This is a genomic window from Anaerovirgula multivorans (genome assembly GCF_900188145.1).
GTDB classification, from domain to species: Bacteria; Bacillota; Clostridia; order Peptostreptococcales; family Natronincolaceae; genus Anaerovirgula; species Anaerovirgula multivorans.
The window spans coordinates 111,826-134,068 of record NZ_FZOJ01000005.1 but is presented as its reverse complement, the minus strand read 5'-3'; the positions used below and the strand labels follow the sequence as shown (position 1 = coordinate 134,068).

Sequence of the window (22,243 nt, the reverse complement as noted above, 5' to 3'; positions counted from 1 at the left end):
TCTTTTAACTTTGTTATAATTATATCAAACTTTTCAAAGCTTTGCAATCCATAATTTAAAATATTATTTATTCTATTCCGAACAAAAGTAAAGAACCTATTTACAGCATTAGGCACAAGATTCTTCACTATGTTTAGAATTATGTTCACTGCAACATCTTATCATTTTTAAAATATCAACATTTATAATTAACAGAGTCTTTTAATTGAGAATAGTAATTTCAATTCTTCTGTTATTTGCTCGTCCTGTCGATGTAGTATTGCTATCAATAGGATGATTTTCTCCAAATCCACTCACGGAAATTCTTTCTTCTGCGATTGATTTCTCTTCTATCAAAACCTTGGCTGCGTTAATAGCCCTAGCCACTGATAGCTCCCAGTTTGATGGATATAAAGGAGTATTCATAGGGAGATTATCTGTATAACCTTCCACGATGATCTTATTATCGATTTTCTTTAATTTATCTCCAATGTGACCCAATATCACATGTCCCTCTGATGATATGTCAGCCCTTCCACTGGAGAACAAAATACTGTCTTTAAATCGGATCAAAAGCCCCCTATCAGTTTGCATAATACTCACTTGATCTAAAAGATTTTTTTCTCTTAAGTAGATAATCAATTCCTCCTGAGACTGCTGCATATCTATTTCTATATCCTCAAGGCCGAAAAGTAGAGCTGCTAAAGAATCTTTTTCAGTTTGTAATGCTTCATTTTCTTTACTCAAGTCATCCACTTGACTGCTTAACTCCTCAACTTCAGAAGAAAGAGCTTCCTTTATATCGTATAATAAACTGGTTTCCTCTGCAGTGAAGATAAAGAAAATAATAAAGAAACATAGTACAATAGTAATCATGTCGCTATAGGTGATGAACCAATTGCTTGAAAATTCTATCTCATATTTGTTATCTTTATATTTTGAGCTCATGAAGTTGACTATTCCTTTCATTCATCCCATTACCAGGATATTGTAAGCGTTCTCCTTCTTTTAGCATGACATTCATCTTATCAAACACATTTCTTGCAGAATCATTTTGCGCAATTAATAATATGCCTTCGGTGATTATATTATATCTCAGGACATTTTTATCGATATATTCTTTAATTCTCACCATGATGGGCACAGCGATAAAGTTAGCTATTAAACTACCATATAATGTACTTACTAAGGCCGCTGCCATATTGTTCATAATTTCATAGGGTTGATTTATGTTAGACAACAAACCGATCAATCCCACTAGAGTACCGATAAGGCCTAAAGATGGTGCCACATGAGAGATCATTTTAAACACATTGTAGGGTTTGAATAGATTGGTTTCTCTTGACTCAATGTCTTTTTGTAAAATGTCTTTAATTACTTCTGACTTTTTATAATCATTTAATAAAATCATACCATCCTTTAAAAAAATATCTTCTTCCCTATCGATGTCTGATTGGATCGACAACAGACCATCTTTTTTCACCTTCACAGCAAGACTGTGGATTTTATGAATGTCTTCAGCATAATCAATTTCCTTTAAAAAGCTTTCTTTGGTTATCCTTAATGTATCTGATAAAGTGGTCATGGGAAAACTAACAAATACAGATATAAATATACCAGCAAAAATAATTTGTAATGCTGTTAAGTTAAATAACACCTCTAAGGAAATACTTCCTATTAAGGATTGTCCTATGATCAAGAGCATCACTGCAATAATAAGCAGTTTCTTATTTTTATTTCCAAAATCAATTTTCATCCAATACCTCCAGTAAGTTCTTCATTTTGTGTCTAAGTGATACATGACTTGTCTAACTAAATAAAGTCTTTGTATATTTTTATTATACTATAATACCTTCGACAAAATCAGCAAAAATGTTAATGACCAAAAGAGAAATTTAAGTATATTACTAAAAAAAGTCCTCCAGTAATGAAGGACCTTCAAATTAATACTCAAGTTTGTAAGCATTAAAACTACTTTTTTATATTTTTCTTTAGTAATAATATAATAATAGTCAATTGGTGTTTGTAAAAGGCCAAATATATTATTAATATTTAAAAGAATGTATCTAGAATAATATTTTCATACCTTTTTATTTAATCGCTCCATTGCCTCCGTTAGCTTTATCAATGCCTCCATTCTCATCTGCCTATTAACAATATAGGCTTTCTTTTCTCCCTCACTAGAAGTTGAGAGAAAGTATTTAGGAGTCATTCTATTTAAAACCATTCGTATTATATCGTCTTCGGGAGCTTCTAATTTATATGTTCTATAAAGTGCTTTGTTTTCATTAAACACTTCTCGGACAAGGTGCTCAGCATAATTTTCTAGCATTGTCTTTCTCCTCTCACTATGAACTAAATAAATTGAAAGCAACTCAAGTAAAATGGCTGCCTTTATCATATAGTCATAATTAACGGCAACCTAGCAACCATTGGAAATCTTCCCATTAGGCTCATAGCTTTGCGTCCTCATCTTTCAATAAGTTTGCTATTATCAATAATTTAATCTATTTAGTTTTTCTGAAAAAGTTCAAATTCCAATAGGTCTTAAGACTCATATAGTATATTATACATCAACTATACTATATATTAAAGGTTAAATTTTGATTTTTAAAAAAACTTTGCAATTCTACTCTAAGATACAAAGCACCTATCCATGTTAATACTTATGTAAAATTAAAGAAAAATGCCCAAGTGCTCCTTGTTGAAAAAAAAGGAATTTTGTCACATTTATAGAATAATTAGTATATAAAGGTTTTAATATTAATTATGTAATAGGCAACCGAGAGAAGGATTTATAGTACTAAAGGGGGAAAACTATGGGGACTTCAAAAGATAAAGCAAAAAATACCATGGTCAACAAATATAGACTAATATATATGCCTATAATTATTACACTAATTACTTTGTTTATAGTAAGTATTAGTAACTATTACATAACCAAATATTTACTAGTAGATCAAATGAAAGAAGATGGGACAAGCCTTGCTATGCAAACCATTAGACAAATAGCAGGTAATACTGCTTCTCTAAACAGCCTTTATGAAATGTTAGAGGAAAAAATAAAGATAACAGCAGAGATTGTGCTGCAACATGAAGAAACTATGAGTGATGATTTGCTGAGAGAACTTCAAAAAAGCGCAGCAGTAGACGAATTAAATTGGTACTCTCCTGAAGGAGAAATACTATATTCCAACTTTGAAGGGCATCCTGGCTGGAAAGCTTTTGAAGGCCATCCATTATATGATTTCATTTCAAATAATGAAAAAGAGCTGATGGAGGATATAAGACCAGATGCCATCACTGGTATTCCTTTCAAATACGGGTCTATTAAAAACATAGATGGTAATTTTGTTCAAGTAGGAATTTTAGCAGAAAATATATATGCCCTAACTGAAAAATTTAGCTATCAAACCTTGGTTGAAAATTTAGCTAAAGAAGAGAGCATTCTTTATGCACTTGTTATAAATACAGATTTAAAAGCTATTGCGGATTCAGATATAGAAGATATAGGTATTATATATCTTGATGACGAAGAATATAAGGAAACAATGAAAGGAAATACCACTGCTGTTGAATGGTATTATCCTAAAATAGATGGCAAAATACTAGAAGTAGCAACGCCTATCTTTGTTGATGATCAGATTATAGGTGCGCTTGGAATAGGTTTTTCTATGGAAAAGGTTTATGCTTCTATTTATATGTTTTCTACTATTCTATTTATCATAGCTTTTATTATGTTTTTGATTTTTTTGTGGATACAGAATAAAAATATTATCAAACCAGTAAGCCAATTAGATCAATATATTCACCAAATTGATATAGAAAACAATATAAAATATAGATTACCTTTACTAAAAAACGATACTTTTTTTGGACTGGCTTCCTCCATAAACAACCTGCTAGATAAAACCCATAGCTATTTTAACAAAATAAAGGAAACTCAAGAAGAATTGTATGCATCTAATAGAGAAATTTCAGCAGCTTATCAACAATTAGCAGCAACAGAAGAAGAATTGAGAACACAATTTGATGAAATACAAAGTTATACAGAGAAATTAGAAAATTTGAAACAAAAATATGAAATTGCCATTACAGGAACCAATAGTGCTGTATGGGAGATCGATATAATACATCAAACCATCTATTTTTCTCAAGCATTTAAAAATATAGTGGGAGTAACGATAGATAAAAAGGAAAATTTTCATGAAGTATTGAATCAGCTTTTCTTGAAAGAAGATAAAGAAAAATTAATGAAGGAATTTATGGATTATCAAAAAGGAGAAAAGAAAGAAATATACATTCAAATACAAATCAAAAATAGTGATGGTCACTTAAAATGGGTATTAATCCATGGAAAAGGAATTTATGATAGCAGAAAAAATTTGAAGCTTCTTAATGGAATCCTTTTAGATATTAGTGAAATGAAGAAACAAGAACAATATGTAAATTACCTTGCTTATCATGATCCTTTAACAAACTTGCCTAATCGAAGAAGATTTATAAAAAAACTGAAAGAAGCTATAGAAAAACAACAATCTGGTGCAGTAATGCTATTAGATCTTGATAACTTTAAAGAAATCAATGATACATTAGGCCATATATATGGTGATAGGATACTGGAAAAAGTGGCTCAAGAATTTGAAAAGCTTAAGGATGAAAAACTATTTGTATCAAGATTTGGTGGAGATGAATTTCTTATATTAGTAGAAGACGAAAAAGATATTGCAAAAATCGAAAATTATGCAAAAAAAATAACGGCTATTTTTAAAAACAAGCTAAAAATGGAGGAGGATCAAATCCATATAAGCTCTAGTATCGGTATAACCCTATACCCTTCAGACAGCAATGAAGTTAATCAGTTAATTATGAATGCTGACATGGCCATGTATAAAGTAAAGAATAATGGAAAGAATGGATACATATTTTTTGAAAAAGAAATGACAGAAAAATTGAAGGAAAAGGCTGAAATAGAAAAGATTTTAAGAGAGGCAATAAAGGAAGAAGCATTTAAACTAGTATATCAGCCACAAATCTGTACCTTCACAGGAAAAATTGTAGGCTTTGAAGCTCTTTTAAGACTGAGAAATCATCCTATCTCTCCAACGCTATTTATCTCAGTCGCAGAAGAAACAGGAATGATCATAGAAATTGGAAGATGGGTAACAAAACAGGTCATCAATCAATTATCTATATGGGAAAAAATGGGCTATACTGCAAAGCCTATTGCTATTAATTTTTCTGCAAAACAATTAAATGACCTGGACTACATAGCGTTTTTACAAAATATATTAAAAGAAATGAATGTAGATGGCAAGTATATAGACATAGAAATTACAGAAAGTATATTTTTAGACAAAACAGGTGAAACCATAGAATTTCTAAATAAATTAAAGGCATTAGGAGTAAAAATTACAATAGATGACTTTGGTACAGGATATTCCTCACTTAGCTATTTAACCTTTTTACCCATAGATAAAATAAAACTAGACAAATCTATAAATGATAAATTTTTAGAACTTAAAAATGTAAAAATAATGGATAGCCTAGTTTCTCTTGCACACAGCTTAAATTTAGAAGTAGTAGCAGAAGGTATAGAGGATATAAACCAATATAGACGTCTTAAAATAGCTGGTTGCAACTATATTCAAGGTTATCTCTTTAGTAAACCATTGGAGGTAGAAGACGCAGAAAAGATATATTATAATAATTTTTTAGAAATGATTGAATAGGACTAAAATGCTACTCTTTTCTTACTCATATGAATGAATTTATTCTTATAGATTCTCATAGAAAATAGTGACTACTTAACACGCAAGGCCAAGTATAAGACAAATACTTGGCCTTTTAAAAACATGAAATTGAGTATTCTCCTTTTTAAATAACTAATTGAAGCTGTATTAATGAAATATACACAGCTGATCAAGATACTCAAACGCACAAATGTCCAACATTTTTTTCTTATATACTAGGTGTTACGACGCTACAGAATTAACTTTATCCTTCGGTGTATTGCTAAGACTCCCGCTTCTTCTAGATAAACAAACTAAGCGACTAACACAAAATCAAAGATTTTGGTTATCTGCTTATAGATAAACAAACTAAGTGACCAACACAAAATCAAAGATTTTGGTTATCTGCTTATAGATAAACAAACTAAGTGATCAACACGAAAGTTACAAACCAAACTTTCGGTTGCCTACTTATGAATTAAGTCTCATTTTATGTAAGGAGAACTAATACTTCGTTTACCTGTTGCCCAAATTTTTTAGTCAATCTAGACTTGCCCAGATTAGACTTTATTATTTTCTTTATATCAGGATCATCCTTTCGAGCCCATTTCTTCAAAAATTCAAAGCCTTCATTAGGTAGTTTTGCAACAAATACACTTATAGCATACTCAAGCCCTTTTCTTAAAACACGAAATTCTTCAGTCCTACGAAATTCTCGCTCTAGGTTAATTATATCTTTCAAAATCCTTTCCGTAATTTCAAGACAGAATAATACATTATCCTTGTCATGTAAAACAGGAGGATGTGCTAGAGTTGCTATAATTGCTCTTCTTTCCAAAAGAGACGCATCATCAATCCATTTATTAAAAATTAATTCTACTTCCTTAAAATTCTCCTCTTCGATCCATTGAAGACCTATAGCTACAGCTTCCCTAATCCGCCACCTCGAGTCATTTGCTTTAGCTTGAAATAATTCAATGATTCTTTCTTTCTTTTCGGAATCAACACAAGTGAATATAGCTCCTAAGGTTTGTATAGCACAGAAAGGAATGAATTCTTTAGGCCCATCTGAAGAGGTATTCTCAAATAGTTCTATCCATTCATTTAAAATCTGCCATAAATTATCATCAATGTACTGCATATCTTTTATGCAATCAGCAAATCCATATGCTAACTCCAAGTTACCCCTTGGTCCTGGTAAATTGGAATTAGCAATTAACATATCTTCCAATTCTTCAAAAGCACTTTTACTTATTAGTGGTTCCAATTGTATTCTATATTCTTCACGTTTACCCATTTTTACCTCCTACTACCGTAAAATTTTACTGAAGCATCTTTGGTGTTACCAACATAGCCCCTGCCAGTTGGTTAAGCTGTATCTGAGCTAGATTACGCCATGGACATTGTGCCCTTAAAAATGAAGTGCAAATCCTACGCCAATTATCGTATTATAGTCTATAATCAATTTACTTTAACGTTTTGAATAAAATCAGCATTTATTAATTCCTTTCCTTTTTTAGTCTCAACCTCAATCCAATTTTCATTTACATCAATTATTTTTCCTACTACATTTGTCCCAAATGAGCCTGTCGATATCTTGCAATTCTTTCCTATATATTTTTTAATTACCTCATTTGTCATAGCTGCTACACCCTTTCTCTTTTTTATTTTTAATAATACGCCTTTTTCCATTTCTCGTTTTTGGGGAATGATAATAAAAAACAACATAAACAATGGCATATAAATAGTGATCCATGTTGATGAATTCAATCAATTCTCACCCCTTACTTTATATTTTAACCTTCACAACGTAATTCAAGAATCAAACCATACTCTCCCACTCATTCTAAATAGCATTTCTAAATTATCTTCCTTTATATTCTACAATTAATCTATCTTAATTCCAAACCCTTTTTTGAATATATAAACTGCAGCTAAGAAAAATCCAATGAGGAAGATAACAGCTGTCAGCAGCTGCAATAATAAATTTCCCTCATAAACCCCTATATAGGTGTATCGAGTAATATTGACGAGTGGATAGATGGGATTAATATATCTAATCTTTGATAAAATTCCAGGTAACTTTGAAATTTCAAAAAATACTCCTCCTAAATAAGTTAATGGTGTAATAATAAGAGCCAACACAAAATTCATTTTTTCAAAGCTATCTAGTAAAAGTCCTGAAATCAATCCTACTGATGAAAAAATAAAGGATGTTATAGCCAGAGAAATAAAGAAAAATAAAGGATACTGTATTGTATATCCTACGAAAAAGGTTGTAGCTAAATAGGTTAATGAACCTACCAATAGTCCTCTAAATGTTCCACCCAGAATAAATGCCAAAGACTTTTCCATGTCAGAAATAGGATAACTGTTCAAGTCCTGCACGGTATTCTGAAACTTTTGTGCAATGATAGAAAATGCAGGATTTTGGAAGGCAGAAAGAATTGCCCCCATGGTAGTTAGACCTGGGACAAGAAAGTAAAGATAATTTATCCCTTCAATACCCACTTCCCTGGTTTGCAGCATTCCTCCAAAAATACCTAAATATAATATATTTGAAAGCAATGGAGCAAGAATCGTCTGAACAGAAACCTTCATAAATCTATGAATTTCCCTTTTGAGTAAAGTCATGAAACCAATTTTATTGTAAAATATTAAACTTTTATTCATAGAATCCTCCTAACGTCTGATTAACTGTAAATATACGTCTTCTAACTTTTGTTTTTCTATATTTAAATCTACAAATTTCATATTCTTTTGCATGATCATCTCTAATATCTTTGTCAAATCATTTTTGTCAATTTTCAGGGAAACTTTTCTTTTATCCTTTATTTTAGGATGATATTCACTTAAAAACTCGAAATCAGCTATATTTACTTCCCAATCGAAATCAATTTCAACTTTTATTTCTTTAGAAAAATCCTTCAACAACTTATCCTTTGGCTCATCTGCAATAATGGAGCCATTATTTATTACAATAACCCGTTTACATAGTTTTTCTGCTTCTTCTATATAATGGGTGGTCAATATAATAGTCATCCCTGATTTGTGTAATTTTCTTAGAAATTCATACATCGTATGTCTTAGCTCTATATCTACACCCGCGGTAGGTTCATCTAAAATAAGAATTTCTGGTTTATGAACAAGGGCTTTTACTATCAACAGCCTCCTTTTCATTCCTCCAGAAAGTTCTCTGCCATAAGCTTTCTTCTTATCCTTTAATGCTAAGGACTCCAATAGCTCATCAATATATTCATTGTTATTTTTCAAGCCAAAATAACCCGACTGTTTTTTTAAAAGCTCCTCCACTGTAAAGGCGGGATCGTAGGATATTTCCTGGGGAACGATGCCAATGATTTTCTTGGTTTCTAATTCCTGCTTTTCTAAATCATAACCTCCTATTTTTACTTCGCCATGGGTCTTTTTCACATTCCCTGCTAGTATATTGATCAAAGTGGTTTTTCCTGCTCCATTTTGACCTAATAGTGCTGTAAATTCTCCCTTTGTTATATTTAAATTGATATTTTTTAAAGCCTCTTTTTGATTTTTTAAATAGGTTTTTGACACATTATTTATTTTTAACATTCCTGTCCTCCTTGTAATGATGATACTTATCTTGATTTCTTCTTCTTTAAAACTATACCACTATAATCAACAAATTAAACTCTTAAATGCGTTCATGTGGAAATAATAAAGAAACACTGAATGACAAAAGGTTACCTTTTCAATGATTTTCTAAACCATAGAAAGATAACCACTTTCAAAAAAACTTCTCCTTCAAAAATTTTGACATGCAAGGGAATATATGTTAATCTAAAAAGAAAAAATAGGAGAATAGCTATGAAGGTTGGTACAGGCATATATTTAGAAAAATTCAGTAAAAATCCTAATTTTTATCGTAATGAATATCAATGCTTGGAAATTCAAGATTTTGTTATGCCTGATAATTTAGGTAAAAACCGCCATGCTTTGGTCAACAAGTACAACACTATGCTTAAAAATTACAAAGGGATTTTATCAGTACATGGACCATATATTGATTTGCATCCTACCAGCTTTGATCCTTTGATTCGAGATGTGTGTATGCAGCGCTATCGTCAGGTATTGTCAGTAGCTAAAAATTTAAATGCAAAATATGTAATTTTACATTCTGATTATGAACCTATAAAAGAATATAATGGCTATGAGGATTATCTGCTGCAACAAAATATTATATTTTGGGAGGAGTTCATTAAAGAATTTGAAACCCTAAAAATTACAGCTGTTATTGAGAATATACATAATAAAGATGGATCGCTTATTAAAAATATCATTGATGCGGTAAATTCCCCTTATTTAGGGGCTTGTTTAGATACAGGACATGCCTATGCTCTAGGCAAAAGTGACATAACTACATGGGTGGAATACTATGGACAGCGTCTTCGTTATATTCATCTTCATGATAATCATGGAGCCCAAGATCAACATTTACCTTTGGGAGAGGGATCTATTGATTTTAAAAACTTTTTTAGAAAACTTAGAGAAATTAGGTATGATTCTCTTTTAATTTGTGAGATTTTTGGAGAAATCAATATACAAAGGCAAAATTTAAAACAATTGGAGCATTTCATGTGCAACAGGTAACATTTCATCTATAGTTAAAAGAACATCTATACCTTCAATGTGTTCATCATTAGATGAAGGGTCATGGAACCTGCTCGGTATCCAGAAATAATAATTATAGTACTTAATAAACATATTAGAATAAAAGATATCTTTCTCATATGATCTCCCTTTCAGGCATATTGGAATACCCTTTCTTTAACATAAAATGTACTACTGTTGTGACAAATCATCCATTGAATATCTACTAAATGGTTTCTACATCAATATATATAAATTACAAATTCATTTACTACATAGCAAGTTCATTATTTCTAAGTAAAAGTAGTACATACACCTAATTTCTTAACATCAATTCTATTCAATCATTATCAACCTAACGCATCGCCTTTACACTTCTTCTTTACTAGTTTTTCAAACCATAAGTCCAAAAGAAGGGCGACAAACGTCGCACCTGATATAATCTTTTCACCACTATTGAGCTTTATATAAATATTACGTTGTATATGGAGCTGATGATTATGTTCATTCACCTAACACTATTTCATATGTACAAAAGTAGATGAAATGCTTGAAACAAACCGCCATTGCCTTATCATATAATTTTGCAACGCTGCTGTATGCTCTTGATAAACGACAAGTAGAGCTTGTTCATCCAGTAAATCTTTATTATATGTCTGCAAAATCGCTTGTGCTGCCGCATATCCACTTTCTAATCCGCTGGAAATACCCTCTCCCATAGGATTAAGAAATCCTGCTGTTTCACCCGCAAATAAAACTCTACCTTTACCAAAATCAATAGGGCACCCAGGCATGATATGTGGCATAATCCATTGTTCAGTTTTTATCTGCTTATCAATTCTCACATTGTGTTGTGTAGACATATAAGATAGAAATTCAGAATAATAATGCTCAATAGTACTTGGATCTTTCACAGCAACACCGAAAATTAAATAATCATCTTTCACATTAAACCATGCGTCATATTCGGAAAGTTGGGGCTGTAAATACGCATAAAAATAGTGATAATCTAAATCTATCGCACCTTTGCAAAACGTCTGATAGGTGGTAATGTAATTTTTCGGCGTACCTAACAATTTGCGCTTGAGTGCGCTAACAGCCCCATCACAGACAATAACAACTTTTGCAGTTTCATAATATGCTTTATCATTTTTGAGCTGCACTACTACACAATCATCTTTTTCTTCACAAGAAAGTGCGAATGTTGCTTGACATACTTCCGCACCTGCTTCCTCTGCTTTTGTAGCAAGCCAATGGTCAAAGGAGCTTCTCCAGATGTTCAAGCCTTCTTGCTCAAAGCGGTATTCTTTCCCCTTATCATTTGTAAATATCATGCCCCTGTTATCAGAAGGGGTACATTGAACGAATTGGGGCGTTTCTTCGCCGAAATAATGTTGTACTAAATCCATTGATTTTTTAATCAAAATACCTGAACAAGATTTCTCTCTCGGCATTTTCATCTTTTCAACTAACAGAACTTTATATCCATTGCTGGCTAATTGTTTAGCGGCACTACTTCCCGCTGGACCAGCACCTATTACAATCACATCATACATTCCGTATTCTCCTCTTTGATATGTATTTTTTTTCCTAACAATATTATCTTTATTGTTCAATATGATACTCCTCCTCTTACTTCGTACTTTAATACTGATATCCAGCAACATCATACAAGTCAATTGACCCTATCATCCTGCTCTGATAAAGGTTTAATTAAAAATTTTCAGTTCGTATTTTAAATATTTTTCCCCCTCTGTTATATAGATGATTATCACTTTTCGTACTATATTGACCTACTTCAGTTCCTAATCTCTGGTAAAGTGAAAAAGATCTTATGTGACTTGACTTAAGATAAATATTATCTATGCCTTTTTCTTTATAGTAAGGTATAATAACTTCTCTTAACCATCTTTCACCATTTCCTCGAGCTTCAGGCATAATATGAAAATAATTCAACATTGCATTATTTCCCTTTTGTAAATTGCCGTTTATCTTTAAGTATTTATTAAAATCTATTTTCCCACCTTCAATTAGAACAACTCCAACTATACTCTCATTTTTCTTAATAAAGTGTGTATCTATCCAAGTATCAAGTGTTCTGCAAATGCTTTCCATAAGACAACAACAATGAAATAATTCATTATAGTCATCCCAATCATTTCTTATTTTCCAAAGCATATTTTGTAGTATAGGTTCCAAATATCTAATATGAAATCCTTTTTCTACAATAAATTCGTAACCATCTATTTTCTTTAGTAATTTCAATTGTTAGCCCCCCTTATTTATATATCTTAAGCATTTTAACGAATAAAAGCTCTTTCTTGTTGACAGAGAGCATCCTCTAGCCATTGAGGATGCATTGATAAAATATCAGTTGGCAGCTCATCTATTTCAAAATAACGTAACTCAAGCGTTTCATTTGAAGAGCAATTTATATCTCCTTCTATTACTTCTCCTTCAAAATATGTAGTTATAAAGTGTGTTGTAATTCCATTAGGATACTTAAAAACTTGAGACTTTGGGTCTGAATAAACACCAATCAACCTAGTAATACAGATACTTAATCCTGTCTCTTCTTTTACTTCTCTAATAGCAGCCTCCGTTACACTTTCTCCTGGTTCTACATGTCCAGATGGAATTCCCCAAAGCCCTACATCTGCCCGCTTTTGTAATAATACTTTCTTATCTTTATCAAAAATAATTATTGCAACTCCTGGATGAATATTATCAATATCTTCTATCATATATATTTACTCCTTTCAGGGTATTACTTAAATAATATTTGCCTTTTAAATAATTTCTTCAAATTATTGTAAATTCCTCTACTTTATTACACATTTTTCAAAAAGAAAATACTCTCTTACTGGAAGTATTATTTCAATATCGTATGTCAATGATAGTAAATAACTCAAAACTAAAGGCCTTCATTAGATGATTCGTACCCTCTCCATTTTCCTTAAACAACAAAACGGCTACCTTTCAACGGTTGTTTAAACCATTGAAAGGTAGCCCTTCTAGAGATTTCCTCCTATATATGAAGGATTCTAGTCTTTTTTTGCAACTTTAAGTGTTTGCTCTAAAACCCCTGCGATAACTATAGTTATTAGCGACCATGCAAATACCCCTGCTGTATTTAGATTTGCTTTTTCTATCTGAAAGCTTGTACCCATGGATATTTTCGGTTGGCTAAGAACCTCTGCCGCTATAATTATTTTTAAGTTTAATCCCATAGCCGCAATCATCCCTCCATAAAGATAGGATTTTATTGAGGGAATATACAGATCTTTTAGCCTGTCTAATTTGCCAATTTCATATATCTTCATCATTTCCACTAATTTCTCATCAACATTTCTTATGCCCTCTACTACATTTTCATAAATGACGGGGAAAATCACTACAAAGCCTACTAATATAGGAGCTTTTTCTGATTCTAACCATATAAGGGCAAGTAATATCATCGCCATCGTTGGTACTGCTTTGTTGATTAATACTAAGGGTCTCAGAAGATAATACATAGGCTTAAAAAAGCCCCCAAGCATCCCTAGAAAAATTCCTGCTGCTAAAGCTATCATAAATCCTGATAGAGCTCTTATTAATGTGTTTGTAACGGATAACACAAAGTTAGGAGATTGAATAATACGTATAATTTCTATGAGAGTACCTTCGGGGGAAGGTACTAAGATTTCTTTATCTACTACAATAGACAGGACCTTCCAACATATTACTAGGATGATGATCGATAAAAGGGTATAAAGAAATTCTTTGAAATTTTTATTTTTGAAGATAGAAATCTTCATCTGGAAGTTTCCCTCCTATTACTTCTGGTGAATATTCAAATAACACTTTTAAATAGGTATCAATATCTTCCTTTGCGTTTTTTGCATCAACATATTTAATGTTGCTCCTATCTAGTCCTTGTATGACGGCTGTCTTTGAAAGTCCGGTTTGTAGTTCTTCACTATATTCTCCTGCTGTATTAGCATTGTCACTTAGCCAGTCAATGCTGTTCTCATATTCCTGTAAAAACATTTCTACCAAATCTGGATGATTTTCAATGATATCATTTTTTATAATTAAGGAGGCTTGAGGATAACTGGAATTTCCTTGATTTAATTTACTCCATTCCTCTTGTAGGTCAAACAAGATTTTAGTATCTTCTTTTTTTATCATTACATTAGAAAGAGCTGGTTCCGGAATAATAGATATACTACTCTTTCCAGCTATAAATGCTGATGCAAGCTCTGTTGTTTCCCCCATATAGGTTAATGTTACATCTGTCTCTGGATCGATACCATTACTAGATAAAAGATATCTAAAAAGGATATCTGGGGTAAGTCCTCTTCCCATTGTGTATATTTCTTTGCCCCTTAAAGCTTCCCAGCTATCCTTCTCCTCATTCCCAACAACATAAAGCACACCCCATACATTAGACGATACTAGTTTGTAATCTACTCCTCTATTATACAATGTAGCTGCTAGATTTGTAGGTATCACTGCGATATCAATTTCTCCTGATATGATTCTTGATGCCATCAAATCTGGAGATTTTACCGATTCATAGTTTATATTTACATTCTTTCCAAAAAATGGCTCTTCTTTAAACATTTTTATCATGCTGAGGGTAGGCGCTCCTGAAGGTGCCGCTACATTGATATCTATGACTTCTACCACTTCCGACTCTTGAGGAGTCTCTTCTACATTGGTTTCCTCTGTTTGGGCTGTATTCGAATTGCAACCAGAAAATATTACAAAGGCAAAACTCAAAATCAAAATCATGCTGATTATTTTTTTCAAGATTACATGCTCCTTTTATTTCAAATTATTTATTAAGCACTTTTGTATGCTCTTGAATCATTTTCTTTTGAAAGCATCCTTATTAACTTTGTTCTCGTATCAATGAGTTCTCTGTCTTCTAGCCTTCTGAGGTTTTGAGATGTATTTATAGTAAGGATTGTTTCTACTGTGCAGGGATTTTTAGAAAGAACAGCAATTTTATTCCCCAATAACAAAGCTTCATCGATTTCATGAGTGACAAATACTATGGAATTATTCCATTGCTGCCATATGTCTATTAAACTTTTTACCATTTTGATCCTAAGATCATAGTCTAAAGATTTGAAGGGTTCATCCATCAATAGCATTTCTGACTGAAAGTTAAAAGCCCTTGCTATGGAACACCGCTGCCTCATTCCTCCACTTAGTTGAGAGGGATATTTATCTTCAAAACCCTTTAGACCAACACGATCAATTAATTCTTTTATCTTTACATTGGAGGCCTTTTTATTTACTAATTTGATATTTTCATGGACCGTTTTCCACGGAAGTAGTCTATCCTCTTGAAATACATAGCCTACTTTCTCTTTCTTTCCCTCTATCCTTCCAGCATCAGGCTTTAGGGTTCCTGCCAGAATATTAAGCAAGGTAGATTTCCCACAGCCTGAAGGGCCTAATATACATATGATTTCCTTATCCTTGATGGTTAAGTTTAAATTCTTCAAAACCTTTATTTCATCATAATTTTTACATATTGCCTCCAGTTGCAAGTTAAGCCCCCCTTTTCTTATCTGATTCAATAACTTTACTGCCTTGAAGTCCATAATAGATGAAGGAATCAATTTTTGTTTTGTCAATTTCATTCTCATTGCCATCAAAGGTCATATTTAAAATTGGCAGCATAGAAGTGCTATTTTCTTCTTCTGATAAAACATTTAAAATCGTATTGGTGTTTTCATACATGGAAGAAACAGTTATTATACCTTTAACATAAGCCAGTTCTCCTAAGATTTTAGCTTTTCTATACCTGCCATTTCCTCCTGAATAAAATCCTAAATATTTATCCGCGCTCTCTAGGAGTTCTTCTAAATGCTTTTCAAAGGGATTTTCCCTTGTAAAGATTTCTGAGATAGTCTCTATATATCCTAAGAATTTCATTAAGGCTTTATGAGCTAAGATCTCTTTTTTATTATTCTTTTGTGATAGATAATCCCTCCATATAAACCACATATATTCACTTAAAGGGGTATACATTAACTCTATCCCTTCATCCTCGATAGATTTGAAGATATTGTTGTTCATAAAATCATTGAATAGTATAGGTACCTCCCCCAATAGGAATATTCTCTTTGAGCTCTTGTTCTTTTCCATCCCTTTATTGATTTCTTTTGCCATATTTTTTAAACTATCTATAGACAACTGTTTTTTTATGATAAGCCTTTGAACTTCTTCAAAGTAGTCATCTCTTTTCTTCTTAGGTGCTAGATTGATGATATCTCCCCCTAAAAGCATGAGGAATAGATCTTCAGCGACCGTCCCATCTTTGATTAGATCCTCTATGAAGGGAGCTATTATCTCTACTTTATTCAGCCCCTCTCTATCTAATTTATCTCTCAGTAATCTGTAATACTGCCCTCCTGCTTCTGAACCCTCTGATGTGGGAATAAGAAATCCAAAGTGCTCATCTGATCCTTCTAGTTCTTGGGCTTTATTCAATACATCTCCGACAAGTGCTGTTAAAGAAAGATATTCCTTCGACATGGTATGTTTTCTTCCAATATCTAATGTCTTTTGGGTTGTCATAGGCAATACCTTAGCTTTAAAACCCTTGCTTTCTAGATAAGCAGCCGCAAAATGGGCATAAGGATAGATATAGGGCAGATATACTACTGTGTTTTTATCTATTTCATCTAACCTTGGTTTTATATTTGTAGTTTTATGCTTCACCTTATCAGAATAATATTTGAGTTCTAAGGTCTCACTCTCCTTTATCCTTTCTGCCTTAAGACTATTTATAAAGGCTTCAATTCTAGTTAATACACCAACACTTGAAGCATGCTCATCCACCTCTATATTTAAATAGGGCTTACCTTGCATTTCTTCCTTAAAGTAATGGGACAATACAGTATCTGGACCACAGCCATGATTAGTTATATAGATTGGATATAGATTAGGATGCTGTCTAATAATTTGTGCTCCCGATAATATATGTTGCCCAAATGGCCAATACATGTTAGGATGTTCCTTTGAAGTATCATGATCATGAGCTGGCAGATTAGAAAGCGTTAAGACCTTATGCCCTAGTTTTTCTAGTTTTTCTGGTATTCCCATGTTTAATATAGGATCCGCCACTCCATAGGCTCTTGTAACGATCACAAAAGCTTTTTCATCTTTCTTTAGCTTTTTTATGGTCTCTTGCCCTAATTCCTCTACTTTCTTTTCAAAGCCCTTTAAGCTTTTCATGCTTTTTGTTATAGCTAAAGCTGTTTGAACTGGGTTTCTCTTTAATTTTCCTCCGAGCTCCATTAGTGTTTTCATCATATATTTTTTCCCAAACTCAAAGGATAGCTTTGGAGCTAGTAATTCAATGCCTCTTTTTTCTAATTCCATGGTTTTGTTGATGAGCTTAGGAACACATTGCATATAGACACAACCATAATTTTGTCTTGTTATTGATACGGGATGCGCCATGGTGTAAAGACTAGGTAAAAATACATAGTCAACTTCTTTTTCTATTAACTCAGCTATATGTCCATTGATCAGCTTGATGGGGTAACAGGTTTCCTCCATTGTAAACTCTTGGCTTAATGCTACTGTTTTTTCACTGCTTACATCTGATAATAAGGTGTTAAAGCCTAATTCTCTAAAAAAAGTATTAAACATAGGGAATAATTTATGTAGGAAAAGTACCCTTGGAATCCCAACCGTTTTTTTCTTTGGATCTACCAATCCTTCATAGCCCTTTAAATAATGCTTCTCAATTTCTTCATATACTTTTGTTTTCTTATTTTCTCCTTTAATATCTTTCTTTCCAGCTTCTTTAAAATCAACACTACCTTCTAAATCAAATCCTTTAAACAGAGAAGCAGATTCCTTCATTTCCTCTTTTGCCAAGATTGCAACTCCATAAGCCCCTGTGATGCTGAAAAATTTAGGCACTACCAACTTATCTCCCAGAATGGCTCTAAAGGCATTGATAACCCCTTGGTTGTGAGCTACACCTCCTTGAAAAAATACTTTCTCACCTATTTGTTTTTTCCCCACTACTTTGTTTAAATAATTCTTTACGATGGAATAAGATAGTCCCGATGCGATATCCTCAAGCTTCGCTTCTTTACTAAGGCTTGCAGCAATATTGGTTTCGATAAATACTGTACATCGATCTCCTAAATCTATGGGATTTTGTGAGCTTAAGGCTAAGTCTCCAAATTCACTTATAGGTATTTTGAGTTTCTTCGCCTGTTCTTCTATAAAGGATCCGGTTCCTGCCGCACAAATTTTATTCATCTCAAAATCTGTAACAACGCCATTTTCTAATTTTATGAATTTAGAATCCTGCCCCCCTATTTCAATGATGGTATCTACCTCTTTATCAATAGACTGTGCCGCTTTAGCTTGAGCTGTTATTTCGTCTATGATGACATCAACACCTACAAATTTTCCTGTCATATATCTTCCAGAGCCAGTAGCACCTACTCCAAGAACCCGTATATCTTTTCCAACATCCTCCCTTATTCCCAAAAGTCCTTTTTTAACTGCTTTTATAGGATCACCTAAGGTTCTTAGATACTTAAATGCAATAATATTATCCTCCTGATCCATAAGCACGACATTTATACTGGTAGAACCTACATCAAGACCAATATAGCCACTTACTTTTGAATTTGCCTCCACTACCTTACAGTTATGTTTATCAAGACTATCATTTTTCCCATACTTGCCTAGCGAAGGGAGGATCACCCTATCCTCTATTAAGTTGATTTTTGTGTCAGACTTTTGAATGATGTTTTGTAGTTTCGATAAATCAACAGACAAGTTTTCTTTGCTGGCTATCATTGCTGCCCCTAATGCTCCCATGTTTCCACAGTCTTCAGGTATTATCATCTCATTCTCTTTTAGTTTCAGTATATCTTTTAAGACCTCGAAGATTGCTTGGTTATAAGCAACACCTCCTGTAAATAACACTGGCTTCATTATGGGGTGTTTCTTCACAACATTTGCCCTATAATTCTTCACTAGAGCATGGGCCAGACCAAGCAATATATCTTTTGCATCGGTTCCTTCCTGCTGATGATGGATGATATCTGTTTTAGCAAATACACTACATCTACCAGCTATTCTAGGGACAAAAGTAGCTCTTTCCGTATACTTAGAATAATCTTCAAGTTTAATTCCTAATCTTGATACCTGTTCTTCTATAAAAGAACCTGTGCCTGCTGAGCAGTTTGAATTGATAGATATTTTTATATTCGACTTATGAGATTCACCTATGTTGGTGATGTATTTTGCACTTTGTCCTCCGATTTCTACAATAGAATTTATATTAGGATAGAGGTGTCTACTTCCTTCTACTAAAGAAGTCACCTCATTGATCCATGTTAATCTTTGGTCTGTTGAAAGAAATTTACTTCCTTGACCTGTTGCAGCAGCATTGGTTATATTTTTTTCCCCGTATTTCCCTATCGCTGTCTTTATATACTGGTCTATTTCCTCTTTAATTCTTCCTTTATGTAATATATACGCGCTATCGACAATTTCCCAGCTCCTATTGATTAATACAAACTTTATAGAAGCGTATCCTATGTCCATACCTAAACTATACAAAGCAAGACCTCCTTTTACCACAATCTACAATCAACATAATTTAAATTATAATGACCGACCATAGCGTTTAATAAAAATAGATTGCAAACTTTTTGTATCTGTCATCCTGAATAATAACGAAGAATCTTACGAAATGAAGAATCTTTCTTTACTATTGATCAAAATTCTTCGCTATGCTCAGAATAACACCAATCGTAGCAACATGTATTTTTATTAAATTCTGGAATTGGTTATCTATAGAGAATTCTATTTCTATTTTTAAAAAACGTGATTGACTTTGATAATCATTTTCATTTATACTATAGCTAGATTATATACTTAAATTTCAAATAAAAAAGTATCTCTCGATACACTTTCATACAATTTTTGTTTATTTGGGATTTTTTTTATAGGGGGTAGAATTATGAGTAGTAGCATAAGGTTTCTTAATCATTGTGTTTTATTTAAGCACTTATCCAAGGATGAAATTGAAGAGCTGTTATCTGATATTACTTATACTATAAGATTATACAAAAAAAATGAGGTGGTTTTTTCCCCTCATGATTTTACTGATACTTTAGGAATTATCTTAGATGGATGTATAGAAGTTCAAAAGATATTTGCATCTGGTAAAGTACTTACAGTTAATAGAAGGTTCCCATATGACTTGATTGCAGACGCATCTTTATTTGCAGATATTAACCATTATCCTTCTACTATATCAGCCTGTGAAAATAGTCAAATTTTCTTAATTAATAAAAGTAATCTTTTACAACTGTTTTCCAAAGACCAAAGCATCATGGCCAATTTTTTAAAAGCTGTATCTAATCGGGTTTTAGCCCTCAATAAAACCATAGATATCCTCTCTTTAAACTCTGTTCCCGCTAAGATAGCTTACTTTTTAATTATGGAACAGAGGAAACAAAAGAGCCTTACAATAAAATTAGAGTTCACGAAAAAATCCTTGGCAGAGCACTTGAACGTATCAAGGCCTACCCTATCAAGAGAGCTTAAAAATCTACAGACAAAGGGAATTATATCTTTTGTAAAAAGAAAGATTGAAATACATAGTCTTGAAAAACTAGAGCAGATTTGTTCTCATTGAACGAAAAAAATCAAAATAGAAACAGCTAGAGGTTTGGTTTTACCTAATCTCTAGCTGTTTCCTATAGCGTCTATACTATTTTCTAAATATCCTCTAGGGTTTAAAAACTACGACTAAAAACATTTTAAACTGCTCTTTTGCCAGTAGTGCATGAGGAATGCCCGCCGGCATGACAATCGTCTCTCCCTTTTTTACATGAAAGACCTCTTCTCCTATGGTGATTTCTGCTTCTCCATCAAGTAAATAAACCATTGCATCTCCTTGAGAAGAATGGGAGCTTATCTCTTCTCCTTTATCAAAAGCAAATAATGTTAAGCTTACATTTTTTCCTTGAGCCAGTGTTCTACTAATTACCTGCCCTTCTTGATAGGCAACTAGAGATTCCATTTCCAGTGTTTTAGAAAATTCTATGTTTTTAATGAATTGTTCCATAAAAATCCTCCTTATATAATTATTTATTTCATATACTACAATATCATTTATCCAATATCTTTTCTGTAACCGGCGTCACATATTTGTTTTTTTATTTCAATTTAAAGTTGAGAAGAAGATATTTGGGACTTGTTTTATTTTCTACACAATATTTCTATTTATACCTAATGCTTTAGCTATCTTTCTTATATATAGATTGCAATAAACTTGTTACACGGTAAAAATATCCATTGAAAACTCAAACCATTTCATTGTATTATGTAAGCTATATGGTACTAGATAATGCTAGAATTCACCATACAAAGCTACTTGAACCATTTCTAGAAGAACAAAAGGATAGATTGCAACTAGTTTTTTTACCACCTTATAGCTCAAAACTTAATCTTATTGAAGGCTTGTGGGGGTGGATGAAATCCGAGATAATAAATAATGTTTTCTATCCTAATGCTAGAAAAATAAAAATAGCTGTAAGGAACTTTATACATTCTATTAACCAAGCGTCTCAAAGGATTATAGATCGTCTTTGTGTTCAAATGTAAAACCTTTATTGCAAATCATATATTTTGTATTACGTCCTTCATTCACAGGGGTAGAGCTTATATCTAAGGATGTTTTTCCTAGCATATAGACTAGATATATTCAGTTTATTGATATCTTTTTAGTAGCTTCTCCAATAATTTCTAACTTTCTAATTACCGCATCCTGAATTAAAGTAGATTCCATAAACTTACTTTTTCCTTCTTTTATATAGCTTTGCTTAGTGGGTAAATAAACAAATATTCCCATATTGTTT

At 32.4% G+C, this 22,243-nt stretch carries 19 protein-coding genes, 1 pseudogene and 1 riboswitch; of the genes and pseudogenes, 4 read left to right on the top strand and 16 right to left on the bottom strand.

All coding sequences use genetic code 11. The features are described 5' to 3' along the window. Positions 1–201 precede the first annotated feature (201 nt). The 3 genes from CHB72_RS06915 to CHB72_RS06905 all read right to left on the bottom strand — a co-directional run bounded on the left by CHB72_RS06915 (position 202) and on the right by CHB72_RS06905 (position 2,311). The gene (locus CHB72_RS06915; RefSeq protein ID WP_176431242.1) at positions 202–927 is read right to left on the bottom strand and encodes an OmpA/MotB family protein; all 726 of its coding nucleotides are present in this window, start codon (positions 925–927) and stop codon (positions 202–204) included. Next, complete coding sequence (locus CHB72_RS06910; protein ID WP_089282148.1) at positions 911–1,735, bottom strand: motility protein A; 825 nt, start codon at positions 1,733–1,735, stop codon at positions 911–913. Before CHB72_RS06910 ends, CHB72_RS06915 begins: the two co-directional genes overlap by 17 nt. A gap of 324 nt (positions 1,736–2,059) precedes the next feature. Next, a complete protein-coding gene (locus CHB72_RS06905) occupies positions 2,060–2,311 on the bottom strand; it encodes a late competence development ComFB family protein (RefSeq protein ID WP_089282147.1) in 252 nt (83 codons plus the stop codon). A gap of 81 nt (positions 2,312–2,392) precedes the next feature. Then, positions 2,393–2,479: riboswitch (cyclic di-GMP riboswitch) on the bottom strand. Positions 2,480–2,798: 319 nt separating this feature from the next. On the opposite strand from CHB72_RS06905, the gene CHB72_RS06900 reads away from it, so the two are divergent. After that, positions 2,799–5,711, top strand: a complete 2,913-nt coding sequence (locus tag CHB72_RS06900; protein WP_089282146.1) for a GGDEF domain-containing phosphodiesterase — start codon at positions 2,799–2,801, stop codon at positions 5,709–5,711. Between the two features lie 490 nt (positions 5,712–6,201). Here the strand turns inward: CHB72_RS06900 and CHB72_RS06895 are convergent, their stop codons facing one another. The 4 genes from CHB72_RS06895 to CHB72_RS06880 form a co-directional block, all read right to left on the bottom strand. Next, on the bottom strand, positions 6,202–7,008 hold the full coding sequence (locus CHB72_RS06895) for a hypothetical protein (RefSeq protein ID WP_089282145.1): 807 nt from the start codon (positions 7,006–7,008) through the stop codon (positions 6,202–6,204). Between the two features lie 164 nt (positions 7,009–7,172). Then, positions 7,173–7,481, bottom strand: coding sequence for a DUF6897 domain-containing protein (locus CHB72_RS27265; protein ID WP_242975061.1), 309 nt, complete (start codon positions 7,479–7,481; stop codon positions 7,173–7,175). A 117-nt stretch (positions 7,482–7,598) separates the two neighbouring features. Beyond that, positions 7,599–8,384 carry an ABC transporter permease gene (locus tag CHB72_RS06885; RefSeq protein ID WP_089282144.1) on the bottom strand — a complete coding sequence of 262 codons (786 nt, stop codon included), beginning with the start codon at positions 8,382–8,384 and terminating at the stop codon, positions 7,599–7,601. A gap of 9 nt (positions 8,385–8,393) precedes the next feature. Beyond that, a complete protein-coding gene (locus tag CHB72_RS06880; protein WP_089282143.1) occupies positions 8,394–9,299 on the bottom strand; it encodes an ABC transporter ATP-binding protein in 906 nt (301 codons plus the stop codon). A 255-nt stretch (positions 9,300–9,554) separates the two neighbouring features. Here CHB72_RS06880 and CHB72_RS06875 point away from each other — a divergent pair, with 255 nt between their 5' ends. Continuing rightward, positions 9,555–10,337 carry a sugar phosphate isomerase/epimerase family protein gene (locus CHB72_RS06875; protein WP_176431241.1) on the top strand — a complete coding sequence of 261 codons (783 nt, stop codon included), beginning with the start codon at positions 9,555–9,557 and terminating at the stop codon, positions 10,335–10,337. A gap of 518 nt (positions 10,338–10,855) precedes the next feature. On the opposite strand, the gene CHB72_RS06870 is transcribed toward CHB72_RS06875, so the two are convergent. From CHB72_RS06870 to CHB72_RS06840, 7 genes are all read right to left on the bottom strand, one after another. Continuing rightward, positions 10,856–11,953: an NAD(P)/FAD-dependent oxidoreductase gene (locus CHB72_RS06870; RefSeq protein ID WP_330396987.1), complete on the bottom strand. Its 1,098-nt coding sequence runs from the start codon at positions 11,951–11,953 to the stop codon at positions 10,856–10,858. 97 nt (positions 11,954–12,050) lie between these two features. Further along, entirely contained in the window at positions 12,051–12,602 is a 552-nt protein-coding gene (locus tag CHB72_RS06865) for a GNAT family N-acetyltransferase (protein WP_089282141.1), read from the bottom strand. Between the two features lie 35 nt (positions 12,603–12,637). Then, the gene (locus CHB72_RS06860; protein ID WP_176431240.1) at positions 12,638–13,081 is read right to left on the bottom strand and encodes an NUDIX domain-containing protein; all 444 of its coding nucleotides are present in this window, start codon (positions 13,079–13,081) and stop codon (positions 12,638–12,640) included. Between the two features lie 300 nt (positions 13,082–13,381). Beyond that, a complete protein-coding gene (locus CHB72_RS06855; protein WP_089282140.1) occupies positions 13,382–14,134 on the bottom strand; it encodes an ABC transporter permease in 753 nt (250 codons plus the stop codon). After that, positions 14,109–15,131 carry an ABC transporter substrate-binding protein gene (locus tag CHB72_RS06850; RefSeq protein WP_089282139.1) on the bottom strand — a complete coding sequence of 341 codons (1,023 nt, stop codon included), beginning with the start codon at positions 15,129–15,131 and terminating at the stop codon, positions 14,109–14,111. The genes CHB72_RS06855 and CHB72_RS06850 overlap by 26 nt, the downstream gene beginning before the upstream one ends. A gap of 32 nt (positions 15,132–15,163) precedes the next feature. Beyond that, positions 15,164–15,880 (bottom strand): ABC transporter ATP-binding protein, encoded by a 717-nt coding sequence (locus CHB72_RS06845; RefSeq protein ID WP_242975060.1) that lies wholly within the window; start codon positions 15,878–15,880, stop codon positions 15,164–15,166. A 1-nt stretch (position 15,881) separates the two neighbouring features. After that, on the bottom strand, positions 15,882–19,934 hold the full coding sequence (locus CHB72_RS06840; protein WP_089282138.1) for an acyl-CoA dehydratase activase: 4,053 nt from the start codon (positions 19,932–19,934) through the stop codon (positions 15,882–15,884). 403 nt (positions 19,935–20,337) lie between these two features. Between CHB72_RS06840 and CHB72_RS06835 the strand changes: the two genes are divergently transcribed. Next, positions 20,338–21,018 carry a Crp/Fnr family transcriptional regulator gene (locus CHB72_RS06835; RefSeq protein ID WP_089282137.1) on the top strand — a complete coding sequence of 227 codons (681 nt, stop codon included), beginning with the start codon at positions 20,338–20,340 and terminating at the stop codon, positions 21,016–21,018. A 93-nt stretch (positions 21,019–21,111) separates the two neighbouring features. Here the strand turns inward: CHB72_RS06835 and CHB72_RS06830 are convergent, their stop codons facing one another. Beyond that, a complete protein-coding gene (locus tag CHB72_RS06830; protein WP_089282136.1) occupies positions 21,112–21,450 on the bottom strand; it encodes a cupin domain-containing protein in 339 nt (112 codons plus the stop codon). 269 nt (positions 21,451–21,719) lie between these two features. Here CHB72_RS06830 and CHB72_RS06825 point away from each other — a divergent pair. Beyond that, positions 21,720–21,989: pseudogene (locus tag CHB72_RS06825) on the top strand (transposase); the annotation flags it as partial. Between the two features lie 100 nt (positions 21,990–22,089). Here the strand turns inward: CHB72_RS06825 and CHB72_RS28225 are convergent. Beyond that, a complete protein-coding gene (locus CHB72_RS28225) occupies positions 22,090–22,236 on the bottom strand; it encodes a HepT-like ribonuclease domain-containing protein (RefSeq protein WP_141131333.1) in 147 nt (48 codons plus the stop codon). Between the last annotated feature and the right edge of the window lie 7 nt (positions 22,237–22,243).

What these genes read in the sequence shown, in the direction of transcription:
- CHB72_RS06915 (WP_176431242.1), bottom strand. Translation starts at nt 927, where the DNA reads ATGAGCTCAAAATATAAAGATAACAAATATGAGATAGAATTTTCAAGC.
- CHB72_RS06910 (WP_089282148.1), bottom strand. Translation starts at nt 1,735, where the DNA reads ATGAAAATTGATTTTGGAAATAAAAATAAGAAACTGCTTATTATTGCA.
- CHB72_RS06905 (WP_089282147.1), bottom strand. Translation starts at nt 2,311, where the DNA reads ATGCTAGAAAATTATGCTGAGCACCTTGTCCGAGAAGTGTTTAATGAA.
- CHB72_RS06900 (WP_089282146.1), top strand. Translation starts at nt 2,799, where the DNA reads ATGGGGACTTCAAAAGATAAAGCAAAAAATACCATGGTCAACAAATAT.
- CHB72_RS06895 (WP_089282145.1), bottom strand. Translation starts at nt 7,008, where the DNA reads ATGGGTAAACGTGAAGAATATAGAATACAATTGGAACCACTAATAAGT.
- CHB72_RS06885 (WP_089282144.1), bottom strand. Translation starts at nt 8,384, where the DNA reads ATGAATAAAAGTTTAATATTTTACAATAAAATTGGTTTCATGACTTTA.
- CHB72_RS06880 (WP_089282143.1), bottom strand. Translation starts at nt 9,299, where the DNA reads ATGTTAAAAATAAATAATGTGTCAAAAACCTATTTAAAAAATCAAAAA.
- CHB72_RS06875 (WP_176431241.1), top strand. Translation starts at nt 9,555, where the DNA reads ATGAAGGTTGGTACAGGCATATATTTAGAAAAATTCAGTAAAAATCCT.
- CHB72_RS06860 (WP_176431240.1), bottom strand. Translation starts at nt 13,081, where the DNA reads ATGATAGAAGATATTGATAATATTCATCCAGGAGTTGCAATAATTATT.
- CHB72_RS06855 (WP_089282140.1), bottom strand. Translation starts at nt 14,134, where the DNA reads ATGAAGATTTCTATCTTCAAAAATAAAAATTTCAAAGAATTTCTTTAT.
- CHB72_RS06835 (WP_089282137.1), top strand. Translation starts at nt 20,338, where the DNA reads ATGAGTAGTAGCATAAGGTTTCTTAATCATTGTGTTTTATTTAAGCAC.
- CHB72_RS06830 (WP_089282136.1), bottom strand. Translation starts at nt 21,450, where the DNA reads ATGGAACAATTCATTAAAAACATAGAATTTTCTAAAACACTGGAAATG.
- CHB72_RS28225 (WP_141131333.1), bottom strand. Translation starts at nt 22,236, where the DNA reads ATGGGAATATTTGTTTATTTACCCACTAAGCAAAGCTATATAAAAGAA.